20 protein-coding genes and 1 tRNA gene are annotated in these 21,996 nt (G+C 66.6%); 11 read left to right on the top strand and 10 right to left on the bottom strand.

Going from position 1 to position 21,996, the window contains the following annotated elements; all coding sequences use genetic code 11:
- Positions 1 to 26 precede the first annotated feature (26 nt).
- Positions 27 to 338, bottom strand: a complete 312-nt coding sequence (locus ACWDUA_RS12295) for a flagellar hook-length control protein (protein WP_449751294.1) — start codon at positions 336 to 338, stop codon at positions 27 to 29.
- The gene (locus ACWDUA_RS12290) at positions 335 to 790 is read right to left on the bottom strand and encodes a hypothetical protein (RefSeq protein WP_449751293.1); all 456 of its coding nucleotides are present in this window, start codon (positions 788 to 790) and stop codon (positions 335 to 337) included. Before ACWDUA_RS12290 ends, ACWDUA_RS12295 begins: the two co-directional genes overlap by 4 nt.
- 851 nt (positions 791 to 1,641) lie before the next feature.
- Here ACWDUA_RS12290 and ACWDUA_RS12285 point away from each other — a divergent pair.
- Both ACWDUA_RS12285 and ACWDUA_RS12280 read left to right on the top strand, forming a co-directional pair.
- Positions 1,642 to 1,923 (top strand): helix-turn-helix domain-containing protein, encoded by a 282-nt coding sequence (locus tag ACWDUA_RS12285; protein WP_449751292.1) that lies wholly within the window; start codon positions 1,642 to 1,644, stop codon positions 1,921 to 1,923.
- A gap of 98 nt (positions 1,924 to 2,021) precedes the next feature.
- Positions 2,022 to 3,794 carry a YfjI family protein gene (locus ACWDUA_RS12280; protein ID WP_449751291.1) on the top strand — a complete coding sequence of 591 codons (1,773 nt, stop codon included), beginning with the start codon at positions 2,022 to 2,024 and terminating at the stop codon, positions 3,792 to 3,794.
- Positions 3,795 to 4,059: 265 nt separating this feature from the next.
- Here the strand turns inward: ACWDUA_RS12280 and ACWDUA_RS12275 are convergent, their stop codons facing one another.
- The gene (locus ACWDUA_RS12275; protein WP_449751290.1) at positions 4,060 to 4,293 is read right to left on the bottom strand and encodes a helix-turn-helix transcriptional regulator; all 234 of its coding nucleotides are present in this window, start codon (positions 4,291 to 4,293) and stop codon (positions 4,060 to 4,062) included.
- Between the two features lie 53 nt (positions 4,294 to 4,346).
- On the opposite strand from ACWDUA_RS12275, the gene ACWDUA_RS12270 reads away from it, so the two are divergent.
- Positions 4,347 to 4,901 carry a hypothetical protein gene (locus ACWDUA_RS12270; RefSeq protein WP_449751289.1) on the top strand — a complete coding sequence of 185 codons (555 nt, stop codon included), beginning with the start codon at positions 4,347 to 4,349 and terminating at the stop codon, positions 4,899 to 4,901.
- A complete protein-coding gene (locus tag ACWDUA_RS12265; protein WP_449751288.1) occupies positions 4,898 to 6,100 on the top strand; it encodes a tyrosine-type recombinase/integrase in 1,203 nt (400 codons plus the stop codon). Before ACWDUA_RS12270 ends, ACWDUA_RS12265 begins: the two co-directional genes overlap by 4 nt.
- 77 nt (positions 6,101 to 6,177) lie before the next feature.
- Here ACWDUA_RS12265 and ACWDUA_RS12260 read toward each other — a convergent pair.
- Positions 6,178 to 6,253: transfer RNA gene (locus ACWDUA_RS12260), tRNA-Ala, on the bottom strand.
- A 121-nt stretch (positions 6,254 to 6,374) separates the two neighbouring features.
- On the bottom strand, positions 6,375 to 7,046 hold the full coding sequence (locus ACWDUA_RS12255) for a DsbA family protein (RefSeq protein ID WP_449751287.1): 672 nt from the start codon (positions 7,044 to 7,046) through the stop codon (positions 6,375 to 6,377).
- A 553-nt stretch (positions 7,047 to 7,599) separates the two neighbouring features.
- Between ACWDUA_RS12255 and ACWDUA_RS12250 the strand changes: the two genes are divergently transcribed.
- The gene (locus ACWDUA_RS12250; protein WP_449751286.1) at positions 7,600 to 9,315 is read left to right on the top strand and encodes a flavin-containing monooxygenase; all 1,716 of its coding nucleotides are present in this window, start codon (positions 7,600 to 7,602) and stop codon (positions 9,313 to 9,315) included.
- A 30-nt stretch (positions 9,316 to 9,345) separates the two neighbouring features.
- Here the strand turns inward: ACWDUA_RS12250 and ACWDUA_RS12245 are convergent, their stop codons facing one another.
- The 3 genes from ACWDUA_RS12245 to ACWDUA_RS12235 form a co-directional block, all read right to left on the bottom strand.
- The gene (locus ACWDUA_RS12245; protein ID WP_449751285.1) at positions 9,346 to 11,904 is read right to left on the bottom strand and encodes a patatin-like protein; all 2,559 of its coding nucleotides are present in this window, start codon (positions 11,902 to 11,904) and stop codon (positions 9,346 to 9,348) included.
- A 351-nt stretch (positions 11,905 to 12,255) separates the two neighbouring features.
- Complete coding sequence (locus ACWDUA_RS12240) at positions 12,256 to 12,597, bottom strand: histone-like nucleoid-structuring protein Lsr2 (RefSeq protein ID WP_449751284.1); 342 nt, start codon at positions 12,595 to 12,597, stop codon at positions 12,256 to 12,258.
- A gap of 128 nt (positions 12,598 to 12,725) precedes the next feature.
- Positions 12,726 to 13,280, bottom strand: a complete 555-nt coding sequence (locus ACWDUA_RS12235; RefSeq protein ID WP_449751283.1) for a hypothetical protein — start codon at positions 13,278 to 13,280, stop codon at positions 12,726 to 12,728.
- A 259-nt stretch (positions 13,281 to 13,539) separates the two neighbouring features.
- On the opposite strand from ACWDUA_RS12235, the gene trhO reads away from it, so the two are divergent.
- The 6 genes from trhO (at position 13,540) to ACWDUA_RS12205 (ending at position 19,148) form a co-directional block, all read left to right on the top strand.
- On the top strand, positions 13,540 to 14,397 hold the full coding sequence (trhO, locus tag ACWDUA_RS12230) for an oxygen-dependent tRNA uridine(34) hydroxylase TrhO (protein ID WP_449751282.1): 858 nt from the start codon (positions 13,540 to 13,542) through the stop codon (positions 14,395 to 14,397).
- Positions 14,394 to 15,509 (top strand): CobW family GTP-binding protein, encoded by a 1,116-nt coding sequence (locus tag ACWDUA_RS12225; RefSeq protein ID WP_449751281.1) that lies wholly within the window; start codon positions 14,394 to 14,396, stop codon positions 15,507 to 15,509. The genes trhO and ACWDUA_RS12225 overlap by 4 nt, the downstream gene beginning before the upstream one ends.
- A gap of 219 nt (positions 15,510 to 15,728) precedes the next feature.
- Positions 15,729 to 16,754 carry an N-acetylmuramoyl-L-alanine amidase gene (locus ACWDUA_RS12220; protein ID WP_449751280.1) on the top strand — a complete coding sequence of 342 codons (1,026 nt, stop codon included), beginning with the start codon at positions 15,729 to 15,731 and terminating at the stop codon, positions 16,752 to 16,754.
- Between the two features lie 70 nt (positions 16,755 to 16,824).
- Positions 16,825 to 17,760, top strand: coding sequence for an SDR family oxidoreductase (locus ACWDUA_RS12215; RefSeq protein WP_449751279.1), 936 nt, complete (start codon positions 16,825 to 16,827; stop codon positions 17,758 to 17,760).
- Positions 17,757 to 18,536 (top strand): fructosamine kinase family protein, encoded by a 780-nt coding sequence (locus tag ACWDUA_RS12210; protein ID WP_449751277.1) that lies wholly within the window; start codon positions 17,757 to 17,759, stop codon positions 18,534 to 18,536. The genes ACWDUA_RS12215 and ACWDUA_RS12210 overlap by 4 nt, the downstream gene beginning before the upstream one ends.
- A 24-nt stretch (positions 18,537 to 18,560) precedes the next feature.
- A complete protein-coding gene (locus ACWDUA_RS12205; RefSeq protein ID WP_449751276.1) occupies positions 18,561 to 19,148 on the top strand; it encodes a nucleosidase in 588 nt (195 codons plus the stop codon).
- A 47-nt stretch (positions 19,149 to 19,195) separates the two neighbouring features.
- On the opposite strand, the gene ACWDUA_RS12200 is transcribed toward ACWDUA_RS12205, so the two are convergent.
- Positions 19,196 to 20,212, bottom strand: a complete 1,017-nt coding sequence (locus ACWDUA_RS12200; RefSeq protein ID WP_449751275.1) for a DUF6542 domain-containing protein — start codon at positions 20,210 to 20,212, stop codon at positions 19,196 to 19,198.
- Between the two features lie 106 nt (positions 20,213 to 20,318).
- Complete coding sequence (locus ACWDUA_RS12195) at positions 20,319 to 21,467, bottom strand: DNA recombination protein RmuC (protein ID WP_449751274.1); 1,149 nt, start codon at positions 21,465 to 21,467, stop codon at positions 20,319 to 20,321.
- Between the last annotated feature and the right edge of the window lie 529 nt (positions 21,468 to 21,996).

Raw genomic sequence — 21,996 nt, 5'->3', positions numbered from 1 at the left:
TACTCCGACGAACGTTGACGTAACACCTATGGGCGCGTGCAGGATTCGGATTCGGCATTCGGCGTAATCTCGTCGTCGCCGGTCGCACGACGGCGAGCGACGGTCAGCCACTCGGCCAGCTCATCGGCGGACACGCCGCCGAGGCCGAGCACCTGACGGGCTACGTCGAGCTGTACGGGCCAGAGAGGATCGTCCGGCCCAACGACCGCCCCGAATAGAGATCGTGCGTCAGCGACGAACTCAGCCGTCAGATCGGCGGGGTCCAGCTTGGCGTCGGCGATGTCGCGAGCGACGGCCATCGTCGCCTTGATACCCACCGCCTTCGATCCCGCGCTCACTCGACCACCTCACCCTCGATCGTCTGGAGCAGCTGGCGCTCAGCCTGATCGACGATGGACGACGGCGAGGACTTCACCGCCACCTCGACCTCGGAGCGAACCGGAGCGTTCGCGCCCACCAACTGCGCCAGCTGTGCGAGGTTGCGATGGACCTCGCGGCTCAGCTTCACCAACGTGTCGTCGTCGCCGCGCTGAGTCGCGTCGGCGACTCGACCGAGGAGGATCGAGCGGGTGATCCGCAGGGTCTCAGCTGCCGACCGACGAACCTCCTCGACAGACTCGCCGGGCTCGGATTCGAGGTACCGGCGCACGGCTGTCTGCGCCGCACCGCGTGAACGGAACCCCTCGGAGTCGGCGATCTCCGACCACGTCCGACCGAGGGCTCGGAGCTGGTGAGCGCGCTCAGCTCGACGTCGCGAGTCCTCACGACACATCGCTGGTCCGGGGGTCATGTACCCACTATGTACCAATTACGTGCAACCCTATACGACTTCGATAGGTGTTGTGGGGCAGGTACTTTCGACGATACCGCCCCACAACGCCGACTGAAGTAGGCATGTGTCGCAACCTGTCGCATGGGTGTCGCATGGGGTGTCGCATCCCCGAAAACCGGCATCACCGCTGGTAGAGCCTCAATCACCAGGTAGGTGTCGCATGTGTCGCATGGGGGCGCGCAACCTGTCGCACGTCGCAACCTGATTCCCCGGAGATAGATAGATAGATATTAAAAATGTGCGTCTATGGAAACCGGGCGACACATGCGACACCATCCGTCCGCGCGCGACAACCCATGCGACACATGCGACACGTGCCTGATCGGAGGGCCATTTATGGGGTGTGACCAGCGGTGATGACGTTTCGGCCTCGATGCGACACCCCATGCGACACCCATGCGACAACATGCGACACCTACCTACAAGAGTCGGTGTTGTAGGTAGGTGCAATCTGTTGCAGCGGCGATGACCGCGAGCGGTAGTTGCGCCGAGATCGGTTGATACACAACGCCTACCGGACTCGGGGTAGGGGACTCGCCAGTGATCGCCTACTTCCACGCCTGCCCTCCGCTGCGCTATCGTTGTCACAACGCGCTCGGCGGTGATTGCCTCGGCAGGAGCCAGCGCGCCGGATCACACGACACCTGTCGGAGCCGACCGAGACGCCCCGGTAGTAGCGGTGATTCATCTGGAGGCTGCACTGGCCATCGTTCGCGGTGGCCGCACGCAACCCGCGCTCAGGGTGGAGGCCGAGGCCACCTCATTATCGAGCGGGGCCGTGGAACCAATTCCGATCACCGGAGTTCCACGTGTCCGACCATCGTCTATCTCCCGCCGACCTTGCCGAGCATTACGACGTCTCGAAAGTCACCATCTACCGCCTGATCAAGCGCGGTTTGCCGCATCTTCGCGTCGGCACTCTATATCGGTTTGACCTCGCTGAGACCGATCCGTGGATGCGGGAGTACCGCACGCCCAGTACCGCCGACGGCGACTATCGCGAAGCGGTGCGTCGTCTTGTTGATGAGGCCCCGGAGCTGAGCGCCGAACAGGCTGACCGGATCTCGACGATCCTGAGCGGCGGTCAGTGAGCACCAGGACGGCCTCGGAACCGACCCTGAACAACGAGAACGCCCGCCCGGCCACCGAGAGGCCGGACGGGCGAGAGATCCCGAAGGATGGACCCACGATGTCCAGTTCCGACATTACCGCAGTGGCGAGCAACGACGACCCTGCCGAGTTCTGGCTGGCGTGCCAGTGGGCCGAGGAGACCGGAAACCTGTCTGACTTCCCCGTCTTCGATGCGATCACCGACGCACCGACGCGCCGCTCGTTGGCGGATGCCTGGGAAGGGATGACCGGCGAAACCCTCGATAGCGCAATGTCGTTCGACGACCTCCTTGTCGTTCCCGCGTGCATCGCGAGCACCCATGCGGAGAAGGTGCTGAGTCGTGTCGAGGTCGCCGCCTACGCGGCCAAGGTCGGTATGGACGATCCCCACGAGATTGCCGCTCGGCTGACTCAGGGCAAAGGTGCGCGAGCCGAACAACGACGGGCGCGGGTCGCGGCGATGTTCGGTGGTGCCCCGGTGCCGATTGGCGTCTCCCGTGTGCCGGACTTTCCGCTGCACGCCCTGCCTGCCGTTCTGGCCGACATGGTGAGTGCTGTCGCGGGGAGGCTCGACGTTGATCCGGGGTTGTGCGCCCCGATGGCGCTCGGAGCGATGTCGGCAGCTATTGGCGGTCACGTCAACGTGCAGGTGTATGACGGCTGGACCGAGAACGGAGTGGCCTACATCCTCGTTGTCGCTGACTCGGGTCAGCGCAAGAGTCCCGCAATGGACGATCTGGTGACCGGACCTATCGGCGACGCCGAGCGGATATTGGCGGCGCAGTGCTGGGATACACCGATCGACCGCGCCGGGGGCGACAGCTTCGATGTCATCGCGGGTGAGGCCGAGTTCACCGGACCGGAGCCGAGATTGACTGCGGCGGACGTGACCCCGGAGAAACTGGCAGCGCTCATGGAAGACAACAGCGAGCGCATGACCATCGCCGACGCCGAGGGCGAAGTGTTCGAGGTCCTGTCGGGCATGTACAGCGCGATGCCCTCGCTTGGGGTGTTCGTGAGCGCCTATACCGGTGAGCCGGTCAGGGTTGACCGTGTCTCGCGTCCCTCGGTGCACCTCGATCAGCCTGCACTCACCATGTGCCTCGCAACGCGACCTCATGTCGCCAGCGCAGCACTGGCAAATCCTCGGTTCGTGGGCAGAGGATTCGTCGCCCGGATCGAGTTCGCCTATCCCGAGAGCCGTAAATCCCGGTTCGAGCGCGGGGTGTCCGGTGTGACCGCGTCGCCTTCGTCGGACGTGGTCGCCGCCTACAAGCGGTTGGTGACCGGTCTTGCGGTGACCTTGCACGACAAGCCTCGCCGCACCGCTGCGCTGACCGAGGCCGCTCAGCGGCGAATGCAACAGATCTCGGCTGAGTTCGACCACCGGGTGTGGAGCGGTGATCTCACGGGCACGTTCGCGGCGTGGGGAGCCAAGTCGGCGGGCCGGATTGCCCGGCGAGCACTACACCTACACATGGCCGAACACGGTCGCGACGGGGTCCGGGTCCTCATCGAGACCTCGACCGTCGAACGCGCCCTGGAGATCGAGGAGTGGTTCATCGCCAACGCCCGCCAGGCGTTCGGCGTCGCCGCGACCGGCGAGGTCAAAGTCGAACATGCCCAGTCAATGCTCGACTGGTTGATCCGAGAGCATGACAAGACGCCGTACGAACCGATCGCCGTCCGCGAGATCAGCCGACGCGGTCCGAGCCCGACTCGTCAGACCTCGATCCGCAACCAGGTACTCGACCTGCTCCGAGATCTCAATTACGTTGTGCCGGTGCGTCATCTCGGCGGTGCAGGTGCGGTCTATCTCAATCCCGCCTCGACAGAACTGGCGAAACAATGACGACGGGCAATAGGTACCCGTTCGGACGTACGGGCGGTACGTTCTGTGCGGCGCGACGCTCACCGACGAGGAGAGCATCGAGGCCGGAATCGGCCCGGTGCAGAACCAAACTCGCGACCGATTAGCGGCACAACGAAAACAGACCCGGAGACCTAATCGGCCTCCGGGTCTGTTGCTTCAGGTGTCGATTCGACCGGCGGAATCATCGGGCGCGGCTACGGGCATCAACGCCCGATGACTCCGCGAGGCGAACCGGCACGACGGGTCACTCACCCTCGGTCAGCAGCTTGTACAGCGCGGCTGCGGGCACCCGGAGTCGGCGGGCACCCAGCCGGATGGTCGGGATATGCCCGGCCTTGGCGAGCCGGTACCCGTAAGCACGGCTGACGCCGAGGTATTCGGCGGCGGTCTCGATGCTCACGGTCGGCGGACCGTCCCGAAGGTCGGCAAGGGTCAGTGCAGCGGCGGCGCGGCGGGTGGCGGCGGTTGTGGTCGTCATGTCTCTAGCGTGATCCGTGACGTGGCGAATGTCTATGGTGTAGATTCGCCAACATGAGCACAGCACGGCGAGAGCGTGGCGACGTGGAGTCGGTCGACTATGCCGACCCACCGCCCAACGGGCGCAACCCGTTTCATTCGCCCGCACCCGATGAGCGCGTATCCATCCGCCTGTACGGGCACCCGCGTACGTACGTGGTCAGGGTCTCGACCACGGGCCGGGAACCACGGTTGACCGAGTTGTCGATCATCGCGGACGCGGGCACCGTGGTCGACCCTGCCGCGCTCCGTGAGGTACCGGCCCGCCGCCTCGCCTACTCAGCAGCGCAGTGGATCGACCGCCTTGGTGGTCGGCTTGCCTACCCTGCCGACACCACCGAGATCCACGCCCGGCCAGATGACGCCGACCCTCGGGTGTGGGACGCCGCCCGCGCTGCGGCCCGGGCACTCTCCCTCGGCCTCCCGGTGCGTCAGTCCGTCGCAGATGAACTGTCGGTGTCGACCCGCACCGCTGACCGCCTGCTCGCCAAGGCTAAGGCCGAGGGATTCCTCGACACCGCCGACCTACCCCGCCGACCACAACCACGCCAGAAGGACACGAACAGATGACCACCGACCACGCCCGCAAGCGCGGCCAGCGAACCGACGACGGTCTAACCAAGCTCCCCGATGGACGTTGGCGGGCACGTCCGACCCTCGGCACCGACCCCGTCACGGGCAAGCAGGTGCGTCCCTACAAGACGTTCTCGACTAAGGGTGCGGCGCGTGAGTGGATCACCGACCAACGCAAACAGTGGGATGCGAGGACATGGGCGGCGAAGTCCGAACGCACCTTTGACGACGTCGCCGACCACTGGCTGAAAGTCCGCGAGGCTGACGACGGCACCCGCGAGAACACCGTCCGGGCCGACCGTGAGTCGCTGGCCTACGCTCGTCGCGCGTTCGGGTCGGTGTCCGTGCAGAAGCTCACGCCTGAGGTCCTGATCGACTGGTCGCTGAACCTGACGACCAAGCCGACCACCAACAAGGACGGCACCCCGAAGCCGGGCCGACCCCTCGCCGCCTCGACCAAGCGGCGGGCCATCGTCACGGTGAAGGCCGTCATGGCTCACGCGGTGCGGATGCGGTGGGTCAGCTATGACCCGACCACCAACATCGACGCACCCGCACAGAAGGTGATTGTGGCCGTCGCTGAGGGCGAGATCTGGACCCCTGACCAGATGACCACGTTCCTCGACTCAATCGCCGACCACCGACTCGCCGGGTGTTTCGCGCTGACCCTGCTCGGTCTCCGCCGGGAGGAAGTCGGTGGGCTGCGCTGGTCGGATCTCGACCTCGACAAGGGCGAGCTTCGCATCCGTCAGGCGCGGGTCGACGTGAATGGTCACGACGTGGTCGGCGACCCGAAGAATGCTCGATCGGTTCGGGATCTTCCGATACCGCCGCGAGAACTCGCGATGCTGAAGGCGATGCGCACCGCTCACCTACGGGAGCGCATGGCGGTGGGTCGACCGCTGGTCGACGGTGACCTCATCCTGTCCAGGATCGACGGGACGCCGCTCCCGGTTCGGGACTTCACCCGGTTGTTCACGGACCGACGGAAAGCGGCCAAGCTGCCACCGATCACGTTGCGTAACCTTCGGCACTCCTCGGTGTCCCGGATGAGGGAAGCGGGTGTTCCCGCCGACGTCGTCGCCGCTTGGCACGGGCACTCGGAGCGCATGACGACGGCGGTCTACGGGCGCGTGTCCGACGACCGGCTGAAGGCGGCGAGCGAAGTATTTTCCAAGGCCATAGGCAATAGTTAGGCAATCCGGCGGCGGTAGGCAACGACCCCACCAACCACGAAACCCGTTCCGACGCAGGTCGGAACGGGTTTCGTGGTTGGTGGAGCTAAGGGGACTCGAACCCCTGACCCCCACACTGCCAGTGTGGTGCGCTACCAGCTGCGCCATAGCCCCTTGTTCACTTCTCGTTTGCCCTCTCTGCGGGCAAGAGAAAAGTTACACCACCGTCGTTACGGGTGCCAAATCGCCAGGTCAGAGGGTTGCGGCCGCAAAACGCCGATGCCCCGACCCGCGATCACTTGGTCTCCTTGGTGAGGATCTCGGTCAGCCAGCCCGGGCCGTCGAGGATGCCGGGGACCGGCTCACCGTTCAGTAGGACGGTGGGGGTCGCGGCGGGGCCCTCCAGTGCCTTGGTGAGCTGATTGCGGGAGGTCTCCGCGGCCTCGTCGGCCTCGGCGACCATCGCGCCGGTCGAGATGCACTGCTGGGTGGCCGGTGTGGCGCCCTGGGCTGCGGCGATCTGGGCGAGCTGGGCGTTGGAGTGGTCGGACGATCCGTTCTCCTCGGGCTGGTCGTCGAACAGCGCGGTGTGGAACCGGAAGAACACCGCGGGATCCTTCGCCGCACCGACGCACTGCAGTGCACCGGCGGCACGGGACGAGTAGTTGCCCGACGACGACATCCGATTCAGAAAGGTCAGCATGTGATATCGCACACGAAGGGTGCCCGCGTTCACCGCGTCGACGATGGCCTGCCCGGACTTGGACTCGAAATCCTTGCAGGTGGGGCACATGAAGTCTTCGAACACGTCGATCGTGGTCGGCGCGGCCGGCTCGCCGATGATGAGTGCGGCGTTCTCGTTGAGTACCTTTTCGCTGACCTCGCCGCGATCGGGCTTGTTCGCGTTCCACACGAAGCCGCCGATCACGAGTGCCGCCACGATCACGACGGCGGCGCCGATGAGCACGTATGTCGCCCTGCTGGAGGTCGCACGAGGTTGATGGCGCGGCGCGCCCGATGATTTCCGCCGGTCACTCACCCGCTCGACTCTAATGTGTGCCGGCCGTGTGGATGGTCGGCGGGCGGAGTGCCCACCGGGCGGTGCGTGGGAGAGCCGGCGGCGGCGAACGTCTGCGGTCGGGGAGTGGCGCCGGCCCGGTCCTCGGAGCCGCACATTCGGGGCCGCTGTTCGCGCCGAATCTGTGGAGTTGCTGCCAATACGCTGAACAGAAGTGACCGATAAAAGTTAGTCGGACCTAATGGATCGGAACCGGACGCATTTCCGGGAATCCGAGGTCGGGCGTCGAGCGGGCACGAACTACGCGTGTTTTGTCCGATTTACGCGATACAGACGTGGACAAACACCTTTGGTATGCCTACCCTTACCATTCGCTGGTTCGAATGATCTCGGACCGCTGACCGACCCGCTAACCGATGCAGGTGCGACGCCTTCGACGACGCTGCCGACAAACGAGCGGGCGGCCACTCACCACTGCGCTTGGTCATGTTCGGAGGAATTCATGAAGGTGTGCGTCGTCGGAGCGGGCCCGTGTGGCCTGACGACCATCAAACAGCTGCTCGACGAGGGGCACGAGGTGGTCTGCTTCGACAAGAATGCGGATATCGGTGGTCTGTGGTTGAGGCACAACGGTGACGACGAACAGATGAAGGCGTATGACAATCTTCACCTCACCATCTCGATGAAGCTGATGGCCTACAGTGACCATCCTTTTGTCGGCGACCGGGTCTTCTACACGCGCAAACAGTACTTCCACTACCTCGCCGGGTACGCCGATCGCTTCGGACTCCGGCCGGCCATCCGATTCGGCAGCCACGTCACCGACGTCCGGCAGGACCCTGGCGGGTGGGTGGTCACCGTGCGTCACGACGGCGTCGAGTCACGGGAGAACTTCGACGCTGTGGCCATCTGTTCCGGACCGTTCAAGACATCCAACCGGGCGATCCCCGAGATCGAGGGCTTCACCGGCGAGGTCGTGCATTCCTCGGAATACCGGAACAACAAGCGATTCCGGGGCAAGAAGGTGCTGATCGTCGGACTCGCCGAATCCGGGGCCGATATCGTCCGGGAGATCGGAGACGTCGCCGACAGCGCCACATTGTCCATCCGGTCGCGGGCCTACCTGTTGCCGCGGGTGTTCAACAGCACCAGGACCACCGACCACGGCACCGTCCGGTCTCATCACCACGAGATGCTCCGCCGGGCAACCGATTACCCGTTCGTCTACGAATCGTTCTGGGGGCGCACCAAGGTTGCCGAGGTGGTGTTCACCGTGGCGTCGATCATCTACGGGATCGCCACGACCGCACTCGGCGCGCTTCGGGTCCTCACGGAGAAGGTGGTTCCCGGTCGGCGGCCGGCCGCGCCCACCGTCAACCCGTTCGGACAACCCGCACACCCGCCCCAGCTCGACATCGACACCCCGCACACCGACGAGAACTGGGATTTCATCCGGACCTGGAACCGGCAGTCGCATCCGGACGGCAGCTGGGCCCAACGCAGCATCTTCAGCAAGAACGTCAGCTTTGTCCCGAGCATCACCAGTGGCAAGGTCTCGGTGAACGACTCGGGAATCGCCGATGCGGACAGCAACACGGTGCGGTTCCACGACGGAACGGCCACCGAATTCGACACCATCGTGCTGTGCACCGGTTTCAGCACCGACGACATCTCGATCGGTGAACTGCGGGTCCGAGACGGCAATGTGCGCAACCTGTACAAGCATTTCCTGCACCCCGACCACCAGGGCACCGTCGCATTCATCGGCTTCGTCCGGCCCTTCTCCGGTGGCATCCCCATCTGCGCGGAAATGCAGGCCCGCTACTTCGCGCAGGTGTGCAGTGGCACGCTGACGGTTCCGCGGAACATCGACGAGGTGATCGACCGCGAGAAGAAGTGGGAAGAGCACTGGACCTCGCTGAGCCCCCGACATACCGAGTCGATCCCGTCGAACATCGTCTATCTCGACTCACTCGCACGAGAAATCGGTTGCCTCATCCCGATGCGACGGATGATCCTGAATCCCAAGCTCTTCATCCAACTCTGGTTCGGCCCGTTCAACCAGGCCTGCTACCGAATCGTCGGACCGCATCCTCGCGGTCGATCAGCCGTCGACGACCTGTACTCCGAGCTCGTCGACAACCGGCGCGAGATGGCACTGCGGATGTCGCTGCTGCAGCTGATGCCGTCGCACGTGCACCCGAAGCACATGATGTGAGCCGATCGGTTCACCGTCGGCAGCCGGGCGTCAGTCGCCGAAGAACTCGTCGAGCCAACGGCGCGACTCGTCGGGGATGTGGGTCAGTCCACCGATCTCGGACCGGAAGATCGCTTCCAGGGTGGGGCGCGCGAGGTCGGTGACCAGGGCATCGTCGCCGGTGGTCTCGGCGAGCAACCGGATGATGAGGTCGGCGCCGTCGAGACGCCCGCTGAGGTAGTCGCTCTCGCGGTATCCGGGCTCGAGGAATGCCGCGAAATGGGCGAGCTTGGCGCCGTACAGTTTCGGGCGTGGCGTCGGGTAGTCGGACAGGGTTGCTGCCTCACGAGGACTGAATTGACTCACCGGGATCGGCGTCAGCTGGGGAATCCGCGACAGTGCCGTGATCGGGAACAGGGCGCCGTCCCATTTCGGGAACCCGAGGTAGCGCGACGCCAACAACCGGAAGTGCTCGTCGGTCCAGCCGTCGCCGAGGCGCAGGGCTCCGGTGGCGTCGCGGGATGCCGCCGACACCGCCGACAGTGCCGTCTTCGTGAACGTCGCCCAGATGGTGTCGTTGTCGTTGCCGACTCGGACATCCACCAGCGCCGCGTAGCGGGTGAAGAAGCTGTCGAGGAGCTCGGTGACCTCCGCCGGCAACTGGTCGGTTCCCACCGGCCGCGGCGTCTCCGCATAGGCCACCGACGCATTCGTGATCCCGCGGGTGCCCAGCGAGTCGACGATCTCCTCAGGCGCGTCGTGCAGCTTGGTCAGTTCATCCCACACCGCGGCCTTGAGCTTGTCGACCGCCGCGCGGTCGGGTCCGCCGTCACCGTAGAGCTTGTTGATACCGTCGATGATGAACATGTACCGCCGGACCCGATAGGGTGTGTCGGCGGGTTTGAGGAACTTGTCCGCCAAGGCCGTGCCGCCGTCCCGCCACTCGGGGGTGGCCCGCATGTACGACGACAACGCATCGCGAATTGCGCTGGCGGTCAACGATTCCGGTGGCAGCTGCTCGATGCTGATGATCGCATCGGTCACCCGGTCGGCGATCGCCAGGGCCTTCATCCGCTGGTAGGTCCGCCACGTCTCGGACAGGCCGGTCTCCGCATCCCGATAGAAGCTGTCGGAGACCTGCTGCGCCGACTCCAGGGTCAGCAACTGTTCGAGGAAGGTTGTCGGTGGTTTGGCCTCGACGCCAGGAGAACTCGCGGCATCGGCTGCGACGACCTGTTGTGCGGCGAGCTGGACCCGCCGGCTGATCACCGCCTCCACCTCGGTGCGCTGGAGATCGGCGATGCGCCCGATCTCGGCGATCCGGCCGTTCATGTCCCGCAGATGGAGCAGATCGCCGAGGTAGGAGTGGCTGGTCAGCGGCGCCTTGATCGCCATCAGGTCGTCGGCGAAGCTGTGTGACCGCCGCTGGTACTCCTCGACCGCCGCCGTCAGCGGCTTGCCGGGATCGGGCTCGATGTACACCAGGCGGCGGATCACCTCGTGCTGTGCCGGTTCGCGGGCGATCGCGTCGACCACGAGGTCGAAGGGCGCGTTGTCGAGGAGCCCGCCGTCGATGAAGTGGCGTTCGGACTCCTCGACAGTGCTGCCGCGGGGGAGCAGTCGCGCCCACCACGACCGTTTCGGTTGGGTGGGTTCCTCGGTGTCGGTGGTGTGATAACGGAACAGGAACATCTCACCGAACCGCTTGGGGTCCAGGGGGATCGCGTTCTTGATCTCCTGCAGGAACCCGCTGCGGGTGACCGGGGCGAAGGCTGCCGGGAACGCTGACGTCGCACGCGCCGCGAAGGCGAGCGCGCCGGTGTCGTCGGAGCCGAAGCCGGCCGGTTGCACCCGCGGATCGGTATTGCTGCTGCGGAACTCCATCACCTGCGCATAGGCCCGATCGCGTTGCCCGATCCCACCCGCACCTGACGGCACGACGACATCGAATCCGGACTGGTCGGTCGTGGTGACGAACAGCTGCAGCCGCCGCAGCCGCGGGATCAACGACGACGACTGCACCACGGGATTGGGCAGGGTGCTCGCATCCATCGTCGTCAGCGCGCGAACCAGGTTCTGCGACATCACATCCGACCGCAGCAGCGAGGTCGGTCGCCACGCGTTGACCACCGACCACACCGCCGCGGTGGCCGCCTGGACGGCGAGGCCCGCGAACCGAGGCCCGCGGAGCAACTTACGCAGATCGCCCTCGTTGATCCACAGGCTCCGCAGCGCATCCTGCGACGCGTTGATCGCGAGGGCCTTGGCCAGCACCACGCCGTTGATGCCACCGGCCGACGTGCCGCCGATGATGTCGATGGCCACCGACAACGGCCGGCCCGCGTCCTCGAGCCGACGCAGCGCGTCGAAGTAGAGCGCCTCGGAGTCGAAGCCGTCGAGGATCTGCGTCGGATCGGTGGCCGAGCAGAACGGGTTGGTGGTGGCGCCGGTGGCCCGGGCGTCGTCGAGTGCCCGGGACGCCACGACGAGCTTGTGCAATTCCTTGGTCACACCGTGCATGTAGACCGCGAGCGACACCCCGCCGTAGCAGACGAGGGCCAACCGGAGTTCGACGGTCTCGGGATCGGGGTGACTGATGGACTCGGGCATCGGGTCTCCACTCGGGTTGATTCGTCGGCGTTGGCGCGTGCGGATCGAATTCTGCCCCGATCCGGCGCCGAACGGGAGTCCAGAGTCGGCTACTCGGACCACCGCAGGGCGTACTCCACTGCCCGTGATGCGCAAGGACCCGGCATATCGGGAACATCGGGGAAAACGCAGAACGGCCGGCACCAGGAGGGCTTCCTCCCGGAACCGGCCGGTGAACTCCGAATCGTCGACCCGGTGAACTCGCTGGTCTCCGACTCAGTGAACTCGCTGGTCTCCGACTCAGTGAACTCGCTGGTCTCCGACCCGGTGAACTCGCTGGTCTCCGACTCAGTGAACTCGCTGGTCTCCGACTCAGTGGGCGGCTTCGAAGGCCTCGAGTACGTGTGCGGGAATGCGGCCTCGCGAACTCACTTCATATCCGTTCTTGGTTGCCCATTTCCGGATGGCCTGGGTCTGCTCTTTGCTGCGCGAGGCATCTGCCGTCCGACGCTTGGCAGCCGATGCCCGAGCGGTACCCGCGGTCCTGGAGACCTCGAGGTATTTCGCCAGGGAGTCGCGGAACTGCTGGGCGTGCCTCACCGAAGTGTCGAATTCGTACTCTTTGCCGTCGACGGCCCAGCGAACGGTTTCGTACTTCTCGAGTACCTTGCCGTCGATGTCGTCGATGACCTGGACGGTCTGAACCTTAGCCATCTGGCCTCCCGGGACTTTCCTCTATGGGGTGATCGGTGGACGCCGATCAATGTCGCCGTTGATTATAGGCATAGGAAAATGAGAAATTCCTGGGTGTTGCGGGTCGGCGTGGTGGAAAGCAGGCGAATTCACCGTGAGGGCGAAGTCGTGGTGGTCGCATCCTCGTCGTCGGCACCATAGACCGGGGTGGTCGTCGACTCGGAATCGGTGGCACCGAGCAAAGCGCCCGGGGCCCTCTGATTGGCGTAGATCTTCTGGTAACCCTTTGCCGTACTGGAGAATCCGGTCTTCGAACGGGATTCGAGACAATAGATGCCCGAGCTTTCGACCAGGCATGAGAATCTGCCCACCGCGATGGTCGTGCCGTAGTCGACAATCGCGCTGCGATAAAGAACCGGGAACTCGTCGGCGCATGCCCCGTGCTGTGGACCGGCCGCGTCGAGGAGCACCAGGTCGGAAGCCCACCTGCAGCCCGCCGCCGTGGACGATGATCGACGCGAATTCGACGAGTCGTCGGCGATCCGACACGCGAGCGTGGGGGTGCCGGTGGAGAAGGTGGAACAATTGACCGACCGGTCCGGGGTGGAGAAGTGATAGTCCGAGGTGTCGTCGAGTGGGGTTTGCGGACCGGTGGACCCCTGGTGATATCGCGAATTGTCGGCACGGGGTGCAAGTGCGATCACACGACCCATGCTCCAATTCGGCAATTCGGTGGGGGTATCGGAATCCGGGGGCGTCGTCCTGCTCGAACTCGAGGGTTCTGATTCGGTGGTCAATTCATCGGTCGGGGGCAGGACGATCTGTGACGGTGTGGTATCGGTGGAAAACGAACAAGCGGTCACCGCGGCACCCGAGCCGATCACGGCGATCGCCGCGAGCGCGAGAAAGGCGACCCGCCCCCACCGCGTTCGGTACTCACCCCGTGATCCGTACCCTTGCATTGTGTCGACCCCCAAGATCGTGCTGTTCTACGTGTTCACCCCGTTGCCCGATCCCGATGCGATTCGGCTCTGGCAACAGGCGATATGCGAGTCGCTCGGGCTTCGCGGCAGGATCATCGTGTCACGTCATGGGATCAATGGCACCGTCGGCGGTGAACTCGCGGATGTGAAGCGATATGTCCGGGTCACCCGTGGATATCGCGCATTCGCCGATGCCGATATCAGATGGGCCGAGGGAACAGGGGATGATTTCCCCCGTTTGTCGGTTCGGGTACGCCCGGAGATCGTCACCTTCGGTACCCCGGACGAACTGCTGGTCGACGACTCCGGCGTGGTGGGCGGCGGCACCCGCCTCAACCCCCAAGACCTGCACCGACTCGTCGCCGAGCGTGGGCAGGACGTGGTGTTCTTCGACGGCCGCAATCGTATCGAGTCGCAGATCGGACGGTTCGCCGGCGCCATCACCCCCGATGTCGAGACCACCCGCGACTTCGTCCCGTTGATCGAGTCCGGGGCCTACGACCACCTCAAGGACCGTCCCGTCGTCACCTATTGCACCGGGGGAGTGCGGTGCGAAGTGCTCACCGCGTTGATGCGTAACCGCGGATTCGGCGAGGTCTATCAGCTCGACGGGGGCATCGTCCGCTACGGCGAGGAGTTCGGCGACGACGGCCTCTGGGAAGGGTCGCTCTACGTCTTCGACAAGCGTATGTCGGTGGACTTCTCCGATCACCCGGTGGTTCTCGCGACCTGCGTCGAGTGCGGTACCCCGACGTCGAACGTAGCCAATCATCCCGACCGGCTCGGCCGCGACCTCGCCGTCCTGTGCTCCGGATGTGTCGATCCGGGACCGGCGTGACCCGCGCACCCATCCCGGTGATCCTGGTCGCCGGGTTCCTCGGCGCAGGGAAGACGACCATGCTCAACCACCTCCTGCGCGGAGGGTCCCGAGCTCGAATCGGTGTGCTGGTCAACGACTTCGGCGCAGTCAACATCGACGCGATGCTGGTCGCCGGACAGGTCGGTGACACCGTCAGTCTGACCAACGGATGCATGTGCTGTGCGGTCGACCGCGCCGGGCTCGACGACGCACTCGCGGCACTGGCGCGCCCGGGCGCGGCGCTCGACGCCATCGTGATCGAGGCCAGTGGGATCGCCGAACCGAAGTCGCTGATCCGGATGATCACCGCGATGGCCGATCCGCGGATGCGCTACGGCGGCCTCGTCTACGTGGTGGACGCGGCACTGTTCGAGACCGCGCGGCACGCTCATCCGGAGATCGACGGACACGTCGCGGTGGCCGACCTCGTCGTCCTCAACAAGACCGACCTCGTCGACGCGGAGGCGGTGGCCACCACCCGCGCCGCACTCGGTGCGCTCAACCCGAGTGCGCCACAGCTCGGCGTCACCGGTGGACGGATCGACCCGGCACTGCTCTTCGACATCCCGACCCGAGCGCCCGATGATGGTGGCGACCGGCCGGTTCAGCTCTCGCTCGAGGCGCTGCTGCGGGAAGCCGACGACGCCGATGCGGTGCGCCCGGAGGCGGACGTGCACGCGGGACCGGACGGGCACGCGGGACCGGACGGGCACGCGGGGGAGGCGGGGCACGCGCACCTGCACGACGCGTTCGAGTCGGTGGAGTTCTGCACGCCGGGCCCGATGGACCCGCGGGCACTCGCGGCGTTCCTGACCCGCCCGCCCGCCGGTGTCTACCGGATCAAAGGGGTGGTCTGGTTCGACCGGCCCGGCCATCGGCAACGTCACGTCGTGCACGCGGTCGGTGGGTTCGTCGACGTGTCCCGCGACCCCTGGCGCGGGCAGGATCGGCAGACCGCACTCGTGGTGATCGGCACCGGGGTCGACCCCGACGAAGTCCGCGCGATGCTGGAGGCGGCGACGGCGACCGCGGCGACCGCCGACGACGAGCACGGCATCCTGCACATCACCCGGTTTCTGCCGTCGGCGTGAGCCGCCACATCTCGGTGGGATACCCGCGACGTCACAGGTGCCTAACGAAACCGATCGGACCAGGTGGCTTCGTCACCGAAGCTCGACCCCGGGTTGACTCTGTTAAACCTGTGACTATTGTGGCCCATGTTGCTGGATGGAAGGAGTGAGGCGCGGGGGCCGATCCGGTGCACCCGTGTCCGTACCGCGATGACCCAGACATGCTTCTCGCGATTGAGGATGTCGCTCACCGCCACCGCGGTCGCCGCGGCGACCGGTGCGGCGGTGCTGAGCGCTGTGACCACGGCCCCGGCGTCGGCGGCTCCGGCCACAGGAACCTCGCTGGCCGGCAAGACCGTCTTCCTCGACCCCGGGCATCAGGGGAGCGCCGCCGGTCACAACCTGTCCCAGCAGGTCACCGACGGCCGCGGCGGTACCAAGGACTGCCAGACCACCGGGGCCACCGCAGTCAACGGCACACTCGAGCACACCATCAACTGGGGTATCGCCCAGCTGGTGAAGGCCGGTCTCGAGAGCCAGGGAGCGCGGGTGGTGCTCAGCCGCGCCGACGACACCGGGTGGGGCGGCTGCGTCGACGAGCGCGCCGCCGCGGCGAGCCGTTCGGGTGCGGCGATCGCGGTGAGTCTGCACGCCGACTCCACCACGACCGGCACGGACGCCACCAAGAAGGGCTTCCACATGATCGTGCCGAGCCTGCCCATCCCGGACGCCACGGTCAACGCCGTGCAGTCCGGCGAGGGCCGCAAGGCGTCGACGATCATGCGTGATGCGTTCGTCCGCGCGGGATTCCCCACCGCCAACTACGCCGGCGTCAATGACGGTATCCAGACCCGCTCCGACATCGCCGCGGTGAACCTCACCAAGGTGCCCGCGGTGTTCATCGAGATGGGCAACCTGTCCAACCCGGCCGAGGCTGCGGCGCTCACCGGCAAGGATGGTCAGCTGAAGTACTCGATGGCCATCACCGAGGGCATCGTCAACTACGCCAAGGGGGCTGCGGCCACGTCGTCGACGTCGAGCCCGCAGAACCTCGGTACCTCACCCGCCCCGCAGGCCACGCCGCAGTCCGGCGACGGCGAGCTGTCGGCCGTGCTGCCGTTCGTCCAGAAGTTGCTGGGCACAACCGATCCCGCAGAGTTGGGCCAGCTGCTGCTGACCGACGGGCAGGATGCGTCGGCACAGGTGCTCAACGCGATGCTGGTGGTGCTGTACGGATTGTTCGACGGCAAGCTCCCGATCGGCTGAGGCCGGCCGGACCCGCCCAGGTTGTCCCGGTTCTGCTGAGCGTCACAGCATCGGTGGCTAGGGTCGAGGCATGTCGTTTCGAGATCTGATCCGGATGGACCCGCCGGTGCCGACGCTTCGGGGCCGCAAGGTCCTGATCACCGGGGCCGCGAGTGGGATCGGGCTGGCCACCGCGCAGGCGGCCGCCCGGGCCGGTGCCGAGCTCGTGCTCACCGACCTGCGCGCCGACGCCCTCGACACCGCGGTCGGCGAGATCGTCGATACCGGCGGGACGGTGCTGTTCCATGCCGCCGGGGATGTCTCCGACTACGACTGGGTACACGGCTTCGCCGGGGAGGTCGACGCCGAGGTCGGCGTGATGGACGTGGTGATGAACGTCGCCGGGGTGTCGGCCTGGGGGACCGTGGAGAACCTGGAACACCGTCACTGGAAGACAATGGTCGACGTCAACCTGATGGGTCCGATCCACGTGATCGAATGCTTTGTGCCCCAGATGGTTCGACGCGGCCATGGCGGACAGCTGGTGAACGTGTCGTCGGCGGCCGGGCTGATCGCCCTGCCCTGGCATGCCCCCTACAGCGCCGGCAAGTTCGGTATCCGCGGGATGTCGGAGGTGTTGCGCTTCGATCTGCGCCGACACCACATCGGGGTGTCACTGGTCTGCCCGGGAGGTGTCGACACGCCGCTGGTCGACACCGTCGAGATCGTCGGCGTGAACCGCAAGGACCCGCGAGTCATCAAGCAGATCAACAACTTCCACAAGGTGGCGGTGAGTCCGGAGAAGGCCGCCGCGGCCATCCTGACCGGGATCCGCAAGAATCGGTTCCTGGTCTACACCTCCTTCGACATCCGCTTCGGGTACTGGTGGGCGCGCAAGTTCGCGCTGCCCTATGAGGTCGTGATGCGGATCGCCAACGACCGATTCGACCGACTCGCCCAGATCAGCCGTGTGGCGCAAGGGGAATCGGCGATCACCGACTCCGACGTCGAGTCCAACCACGGGTGAGTCCCGACACGGTCTTCCGCAAGGTCCGCCGCGACGCCGATCCGGACTTCTTCGCCGCCGAGGCCGCCGGTCTGGGGTGGCTGGCCGCGGCCGGTGCCCCGGTGGTCGAGGTGGAGTCGGTGTCTCCTATCGGGATCACGCTGCGCCGACTGCCCACGGTCCGGCCGACGACGGAGGCCGCCACCGCCTTCGGGGTGGCACTGGCCCGCATGCACGATGCGGGCGCCGACGCCTTCGGGGCGCCGCCGGACGGCTACATCGGCCATCAGTTCATCGGTGAGCGGCCGTTGAGCTCTGTCATCCACGACAGCTGGGGTGAGTTCTACGCCGCCGAACGTGTCGAGCCCTACCTCGCGCCCGCCATCGAAGCCGGGTTTCTCGACACCGCCGACGCCGAGGCCACCCGGGCGGCCTGCACGCTGATCGCGTCCGGGGCCTTCGACGACGCGGATCCGCCCGCCCGCCTGCACGGCGACCTGTGGAGCGGCAACGTGATGTGGACACCCGACGGTGTGGTGATGATCGACCCGGCCGCGCACGGTGGGCACCGCGAAACCGATCTGGCGATGCTGATGCTGTTCGGATGCCCCCAGCTCGACGCCATCCTCGACGGGTACCTGGCCGCACATCGGCTACGGCCGGGATGGCGTGAGCGTGTCCCGCTGCACCAGCTGCACCCACTGGCCGTACACGCCGCCGGGCACGGACCGGCCTACGGGGAGGCGTTGGGCCGCGCGGCCCGTGCCACCCTCCGGGCGGCCGGCGACGCACGGTGACGCCTGCCCCGCGATAATCGTCGGGTGACCGTCGATCCCACGTCCCGTGACGCCCACTCCTTCGACCTGCTCGACCCGTCGGTGCTGGTGGTCTCGGCCACCCGCTCCGAGGCCCGGTACATCCCGCAGGGAACCCGGCTGCTGATCACCGGGATCGGCAAGGTGGCGGCGTCGATGGCGCTGACCCGTGAGCTGTCGGGGCGCCCGCAGACACGGCAGGTGATCAACATCGGCACCGCCGGAGCCCTCCACGACCATCACTCGGGACTCTTCGTCCCGTCGCAGGTGATCGAACACGACATCAGCAGCGCCGAACTCATCGCGATGGGTTATCCGGTGGTGGACCGCTGGAACCTGCCCGACGGCGACGGCACGGTTCTCGCCACCGGCGACACCTTCGTGGCCGACCGGCTGCGGCGTGCCGAACTGGCCGAACGGGCCGACCTCGTCGACATGGAGGGCTGCGCGATCGCCCATGTCTGTGCGGCGTTCGAGGTGGATTGTCGGCTGATCAAGATCGTCAGCGATCCCGCCGACGAGACCGCGATGGACTGGCCTGCGCTGGTCGACGACGCAGCCCGACGGCTGGGGGACTGGCTCACCGGACGCTGAGGACCGGACAGCGTTCGGCTGTCGGGGTCGTGCCCGAGTCGGGCGCGTCAGTGCTGTCGGCGGGTCCGCGCCGGCTGTGCCGCCGCAGTGGTCTGGCCGGCTGCGGACTCGTAGCGGTCGAGGTCGGCCGCGGCCGAGCGGGGACGCGGACGTGCGGTGCCTGCGCTCGCGGCCCCAGAGCTCGCCGGTGTCGTCGCCGTGGCCTCGCGGGCGTTCTCCTCGACGGCCCGACGGCGTCGCGCCCGAGCCTCCTGCTGGCTGCGTTCACCGGACGTGGCGCGCTCGGCCGGCTGGGCCCGCTCAGCAGACTGGGGTCGGCCGCCACTCCGTGCCCGTCGGGGCTCCTCGGCACGAGCCGTGCGGCCACCGGTGGGTACGGTGCGCGTACCGTTCGCGCTCGCACCTGCCTGTGCGGTGGCGTCGGGCCGCGGTGTGCGAGTCCGGTCCGCGTCGGCCTTGCGGGTGCGGCCCTCGGCGGCAACGGCCCGCGCGGACGCGCGCTCGCTCCGGTCGTGCCGGCCTCTGCGGGGCGTGCCCGAGGTAGCGCCTGCAGGCTTGGCGGGGCGATTCCTGCCGGCAGGATTCTTGCCCGAGGAATCCTCGGCAGAGGGACTCTTGGCGGTCGGGTTCTTGGTGCCGGCCGACGTGCGTTTGAGCGGCGAGTCGGTGCCGGACCGGGTCAGGTACCACCGGCCGACCACCACGACGAGGGTCACCAGGAATGTGATCGCCATCCACGGGAAGTTCGCGGCGATCGGCAGCAGCACCTTGAGGATCAGCGACTTCAGCTCCGACGCCTGGTCGGCGGATGCGTACAGCGCGATGAGCGCGATGACGAACGACACCAACGGTGGCTGGGCGGCGGCGGTGAACAGCGCCCGGCGCCGGACGGCGAGGGCGGCGAGCACGCATCCGACAAGCTGACAGAAGTTGAAGGCGCCGCCGATGGTGCTGTTCGACGAGGTGTCGATGATCGCGCCGATCGCGGTGATGACCGTCGCGATGAGGATCGCCCCCCACCAGGGGACCCCGCGCACAGTCGGCAGGACCGACTGCTGGTCCACGGGCACCGTCGAGGAGCTTGACTGCGGGAAAGGCACAAGTAGACGGTACCGGTTGCGACGCGTTTTCCCGTGAACCGCCGGGTCATGTTGGTCAACCCGACCGAGGTCAGGTGTCTGCGTGTACGCCTCCGGCCTCACGGATCGTGTCATGGATCACGCGCGGGCTGGTCGGTTCGTCCAGATTGCCCAGTGCCTCCAGGGATGCCAGCTTGCGCGCAGTGACCCCCACCCGGCTGTCGAGCGCGCCGACCGTCGAGTTGTAGGCCTCCACCGCGCGCCGCAACGACACCCCGACCCGGTCGACGTGGCCGAGCACGGTCTCGAGCCGATGGTGCAGTTCCACGCCCAGTTCGTGGATCACCGCGGCGTCGCGCGCCATCGCGTCGTGACGCCACCCCAGGGCCACCGTCCGCAGCAACGCCACCAGACTCGACGGTGTGGTCAGCACCACGTTCTTGGCGAAACCGAAGTCGATGAGTCCGGGATCGCTGCGCACCGCCCACTCCAGCACCGCATCACCCGGGACGAACAGGACCACCATCTCCGGACTGTCGGACAGGGCGGACCAATAGGCCTTGGACGAGAGAGTCTTGATGTGCGCGCGCACGGCGTGCGCATGGGACGCGAGGAGCTCCTCACGCAGCGCCGGGTCGTCGCATTCGGCGGCGTCGAGATAGGAGTGCAGCGGGACCTTGGCGTCGACGACGATGCTGCGTCCCCCGGCGAGTCGGACGATCATGTCCGGGCGCTTGGCCTCGTCGGTGCCGATGGTCACCTGGGTGTCGAAGTCGCAGTGTCGGGTCATGCCGGCCAGTTCCACCACCCGCTCGAGCTGCATTTCACCCCAGCGTCCCCGTAGGTGGGGGGTGTGCAGTGCGTTGGTGAGCGCACGGGTCTGATCGCCGAGGCGGGTGGAGGCGACATGAATCCCGCGGACCTGCTCGGTGAGCCCGGCATAGGCGCCCACCCGGTTCTGTTCGACGCGTCGCAACTCCTCGGCGAGTTGTCCTACGAGCGCGCGCAGCGGATCGACGATGTGCGTCATCTGGGCGCCGATGGCGGTGGACTGTCGTCGGGCGGCGTCCTCCGATGCCGCCGACAGCGACCGTCCCACGAGCTCCTGGGACTCGCGGACGGCCTCGGTCTCGGCGCGTGCGGTGGCCACCGCCGACGCGGCCCGGCCGGTCGCGGCGAACCATCCGATGGCCACACCGGCGACGACGCCGACGACGAACGCGATGAGGGCAAAGGTCATGGCCGCGATGATGCCGGAGACGTCCGACAGAAATGAGCGGGCTTCATCGGGCGGCGACCACGTTGGGTGGTCGAGCCGGGACCGAGCCGCTGGGCGAGGACCCGTGTCGAGGCCCGGTGTGTCGACGTTGTTGCCGTCCACCTCTGGGGTGGTTGCTCTCCGATGTCGGCCGGCGGAGATGTCGACACGTTTTGTCGCTGCGCTGCTCGTCGGCTCAATCAGCGGATGCAAGGCGCCCGTCGAGCAGTGGCCGTCGAGATCTGCGTTGGCGAGCATCCTCGGTGGTTGAGCCGGGACCGAGCATCGCGAGGACCCGTGTCGAAACCCGGTGTGTCGACGTTGTTGCCGTCCACCTCTGGGGTGGTTGCTCTCCGATGTCGCCCGGCGGAGATTTCGACACGTCTCGTCGCCGCGCTCCTCGTCGGCTCAACTCAATCAGCGGATGCAAGGCGCCCGTCGAGCAGTGGCCGTCGAGATCTGCGTTGGCGAGCATCCTCGGTGGTTGAGCCGGGACCGAGCATCGCGAGGT

The organism is Gordonia sp. NPDC003376 (assembly GCF_053589235.1).
Note: the sequence above shows the minus strand (reverse complement) of the source record. Positions and strands in the feature narration are given on the sequence as shown.

Bases quoted from the DNA above. Each gene is read 5' to 3' on its own strand.
- ACWDUA_RS12290 (WP_449751293.1), bottom strand. From the start codon at position 790: ATGACCCCCGGACCAGCGATGTGTCGTGAGGACTCGCGACGTCGAGCT.
- ACWDUA_RS12280 (WP_449751291.1), top strand. From the start codon at position 2,022: ATGTCCAGTTCCGACATTACCGCAGTGGCGAGCAACGACGACCCTGCC.
- ACWDUA_RS12275 (WP_449751290.1), bottom strand. From the start codon at position 4,293: ATGACGACCACAACCGCCGCCACCCGCCGCGCCGCCGCTGCACTGACC.
- ACWDUA_RS12270 (WP_449751289.1), top strand. From the start codon at position 4,347: ATGAGCACAGCACGGCGAGAGCGTGGCGACGTGGAGTCGGTCGACTAT.
- ACWDUA_RS12265 (WP_449751288.1), top strand. From the start codon at position 4,898: ATGACCACCGACCACGCCCGCAAGCGCGGCCAGCGAACCGACGACGGT.
- ACWDUA_RS12250 (WP_449751286.1), top strand. From the start codon at position 7,600: ATGAAGGTGTGCGTCGTCGGAGCGGGCCCGTGTGGCCTGACGACCATC.
- ACWDUA_RS12245 (WP_449751285.1), bottom strand. From the start codon at position 11,904: ATGCCCGAGTCCATCAGTCACCCCGATCCCGAGACCGTCGAACTCCGG.
- ACWDUA_RS12240 (WP_449751284.1), bottom strand. From the start codon at position 12,597: ATGGCTAAGGTTCAGACCGTCCAGGTCATCGACGACATCGACGGCAAG.
- ACWDUA_RS12220 (WP_449751280.1), top strand. From the start codon at position 15,729: ATGTCGCTCACCGCCACCGCGGTCGCCGCGGCGACCGGTGCGGCGGTG.
- ACWDUA_RS12215 (WP_449751279.1), top strand. From the start codon at position 16,825: ATGTCGTTTCGAGATCTGATCCGGATGGACCCGCCGGTGCCGACGCTT.
- ACWDUA_RS12195 (WP_449751274.1), bottom strand. From the start codon at position 21,467: ATGACCTTTGCCCTCATCGCGTTCGTCGTCGGCGTCGTCGCCGGTGTG.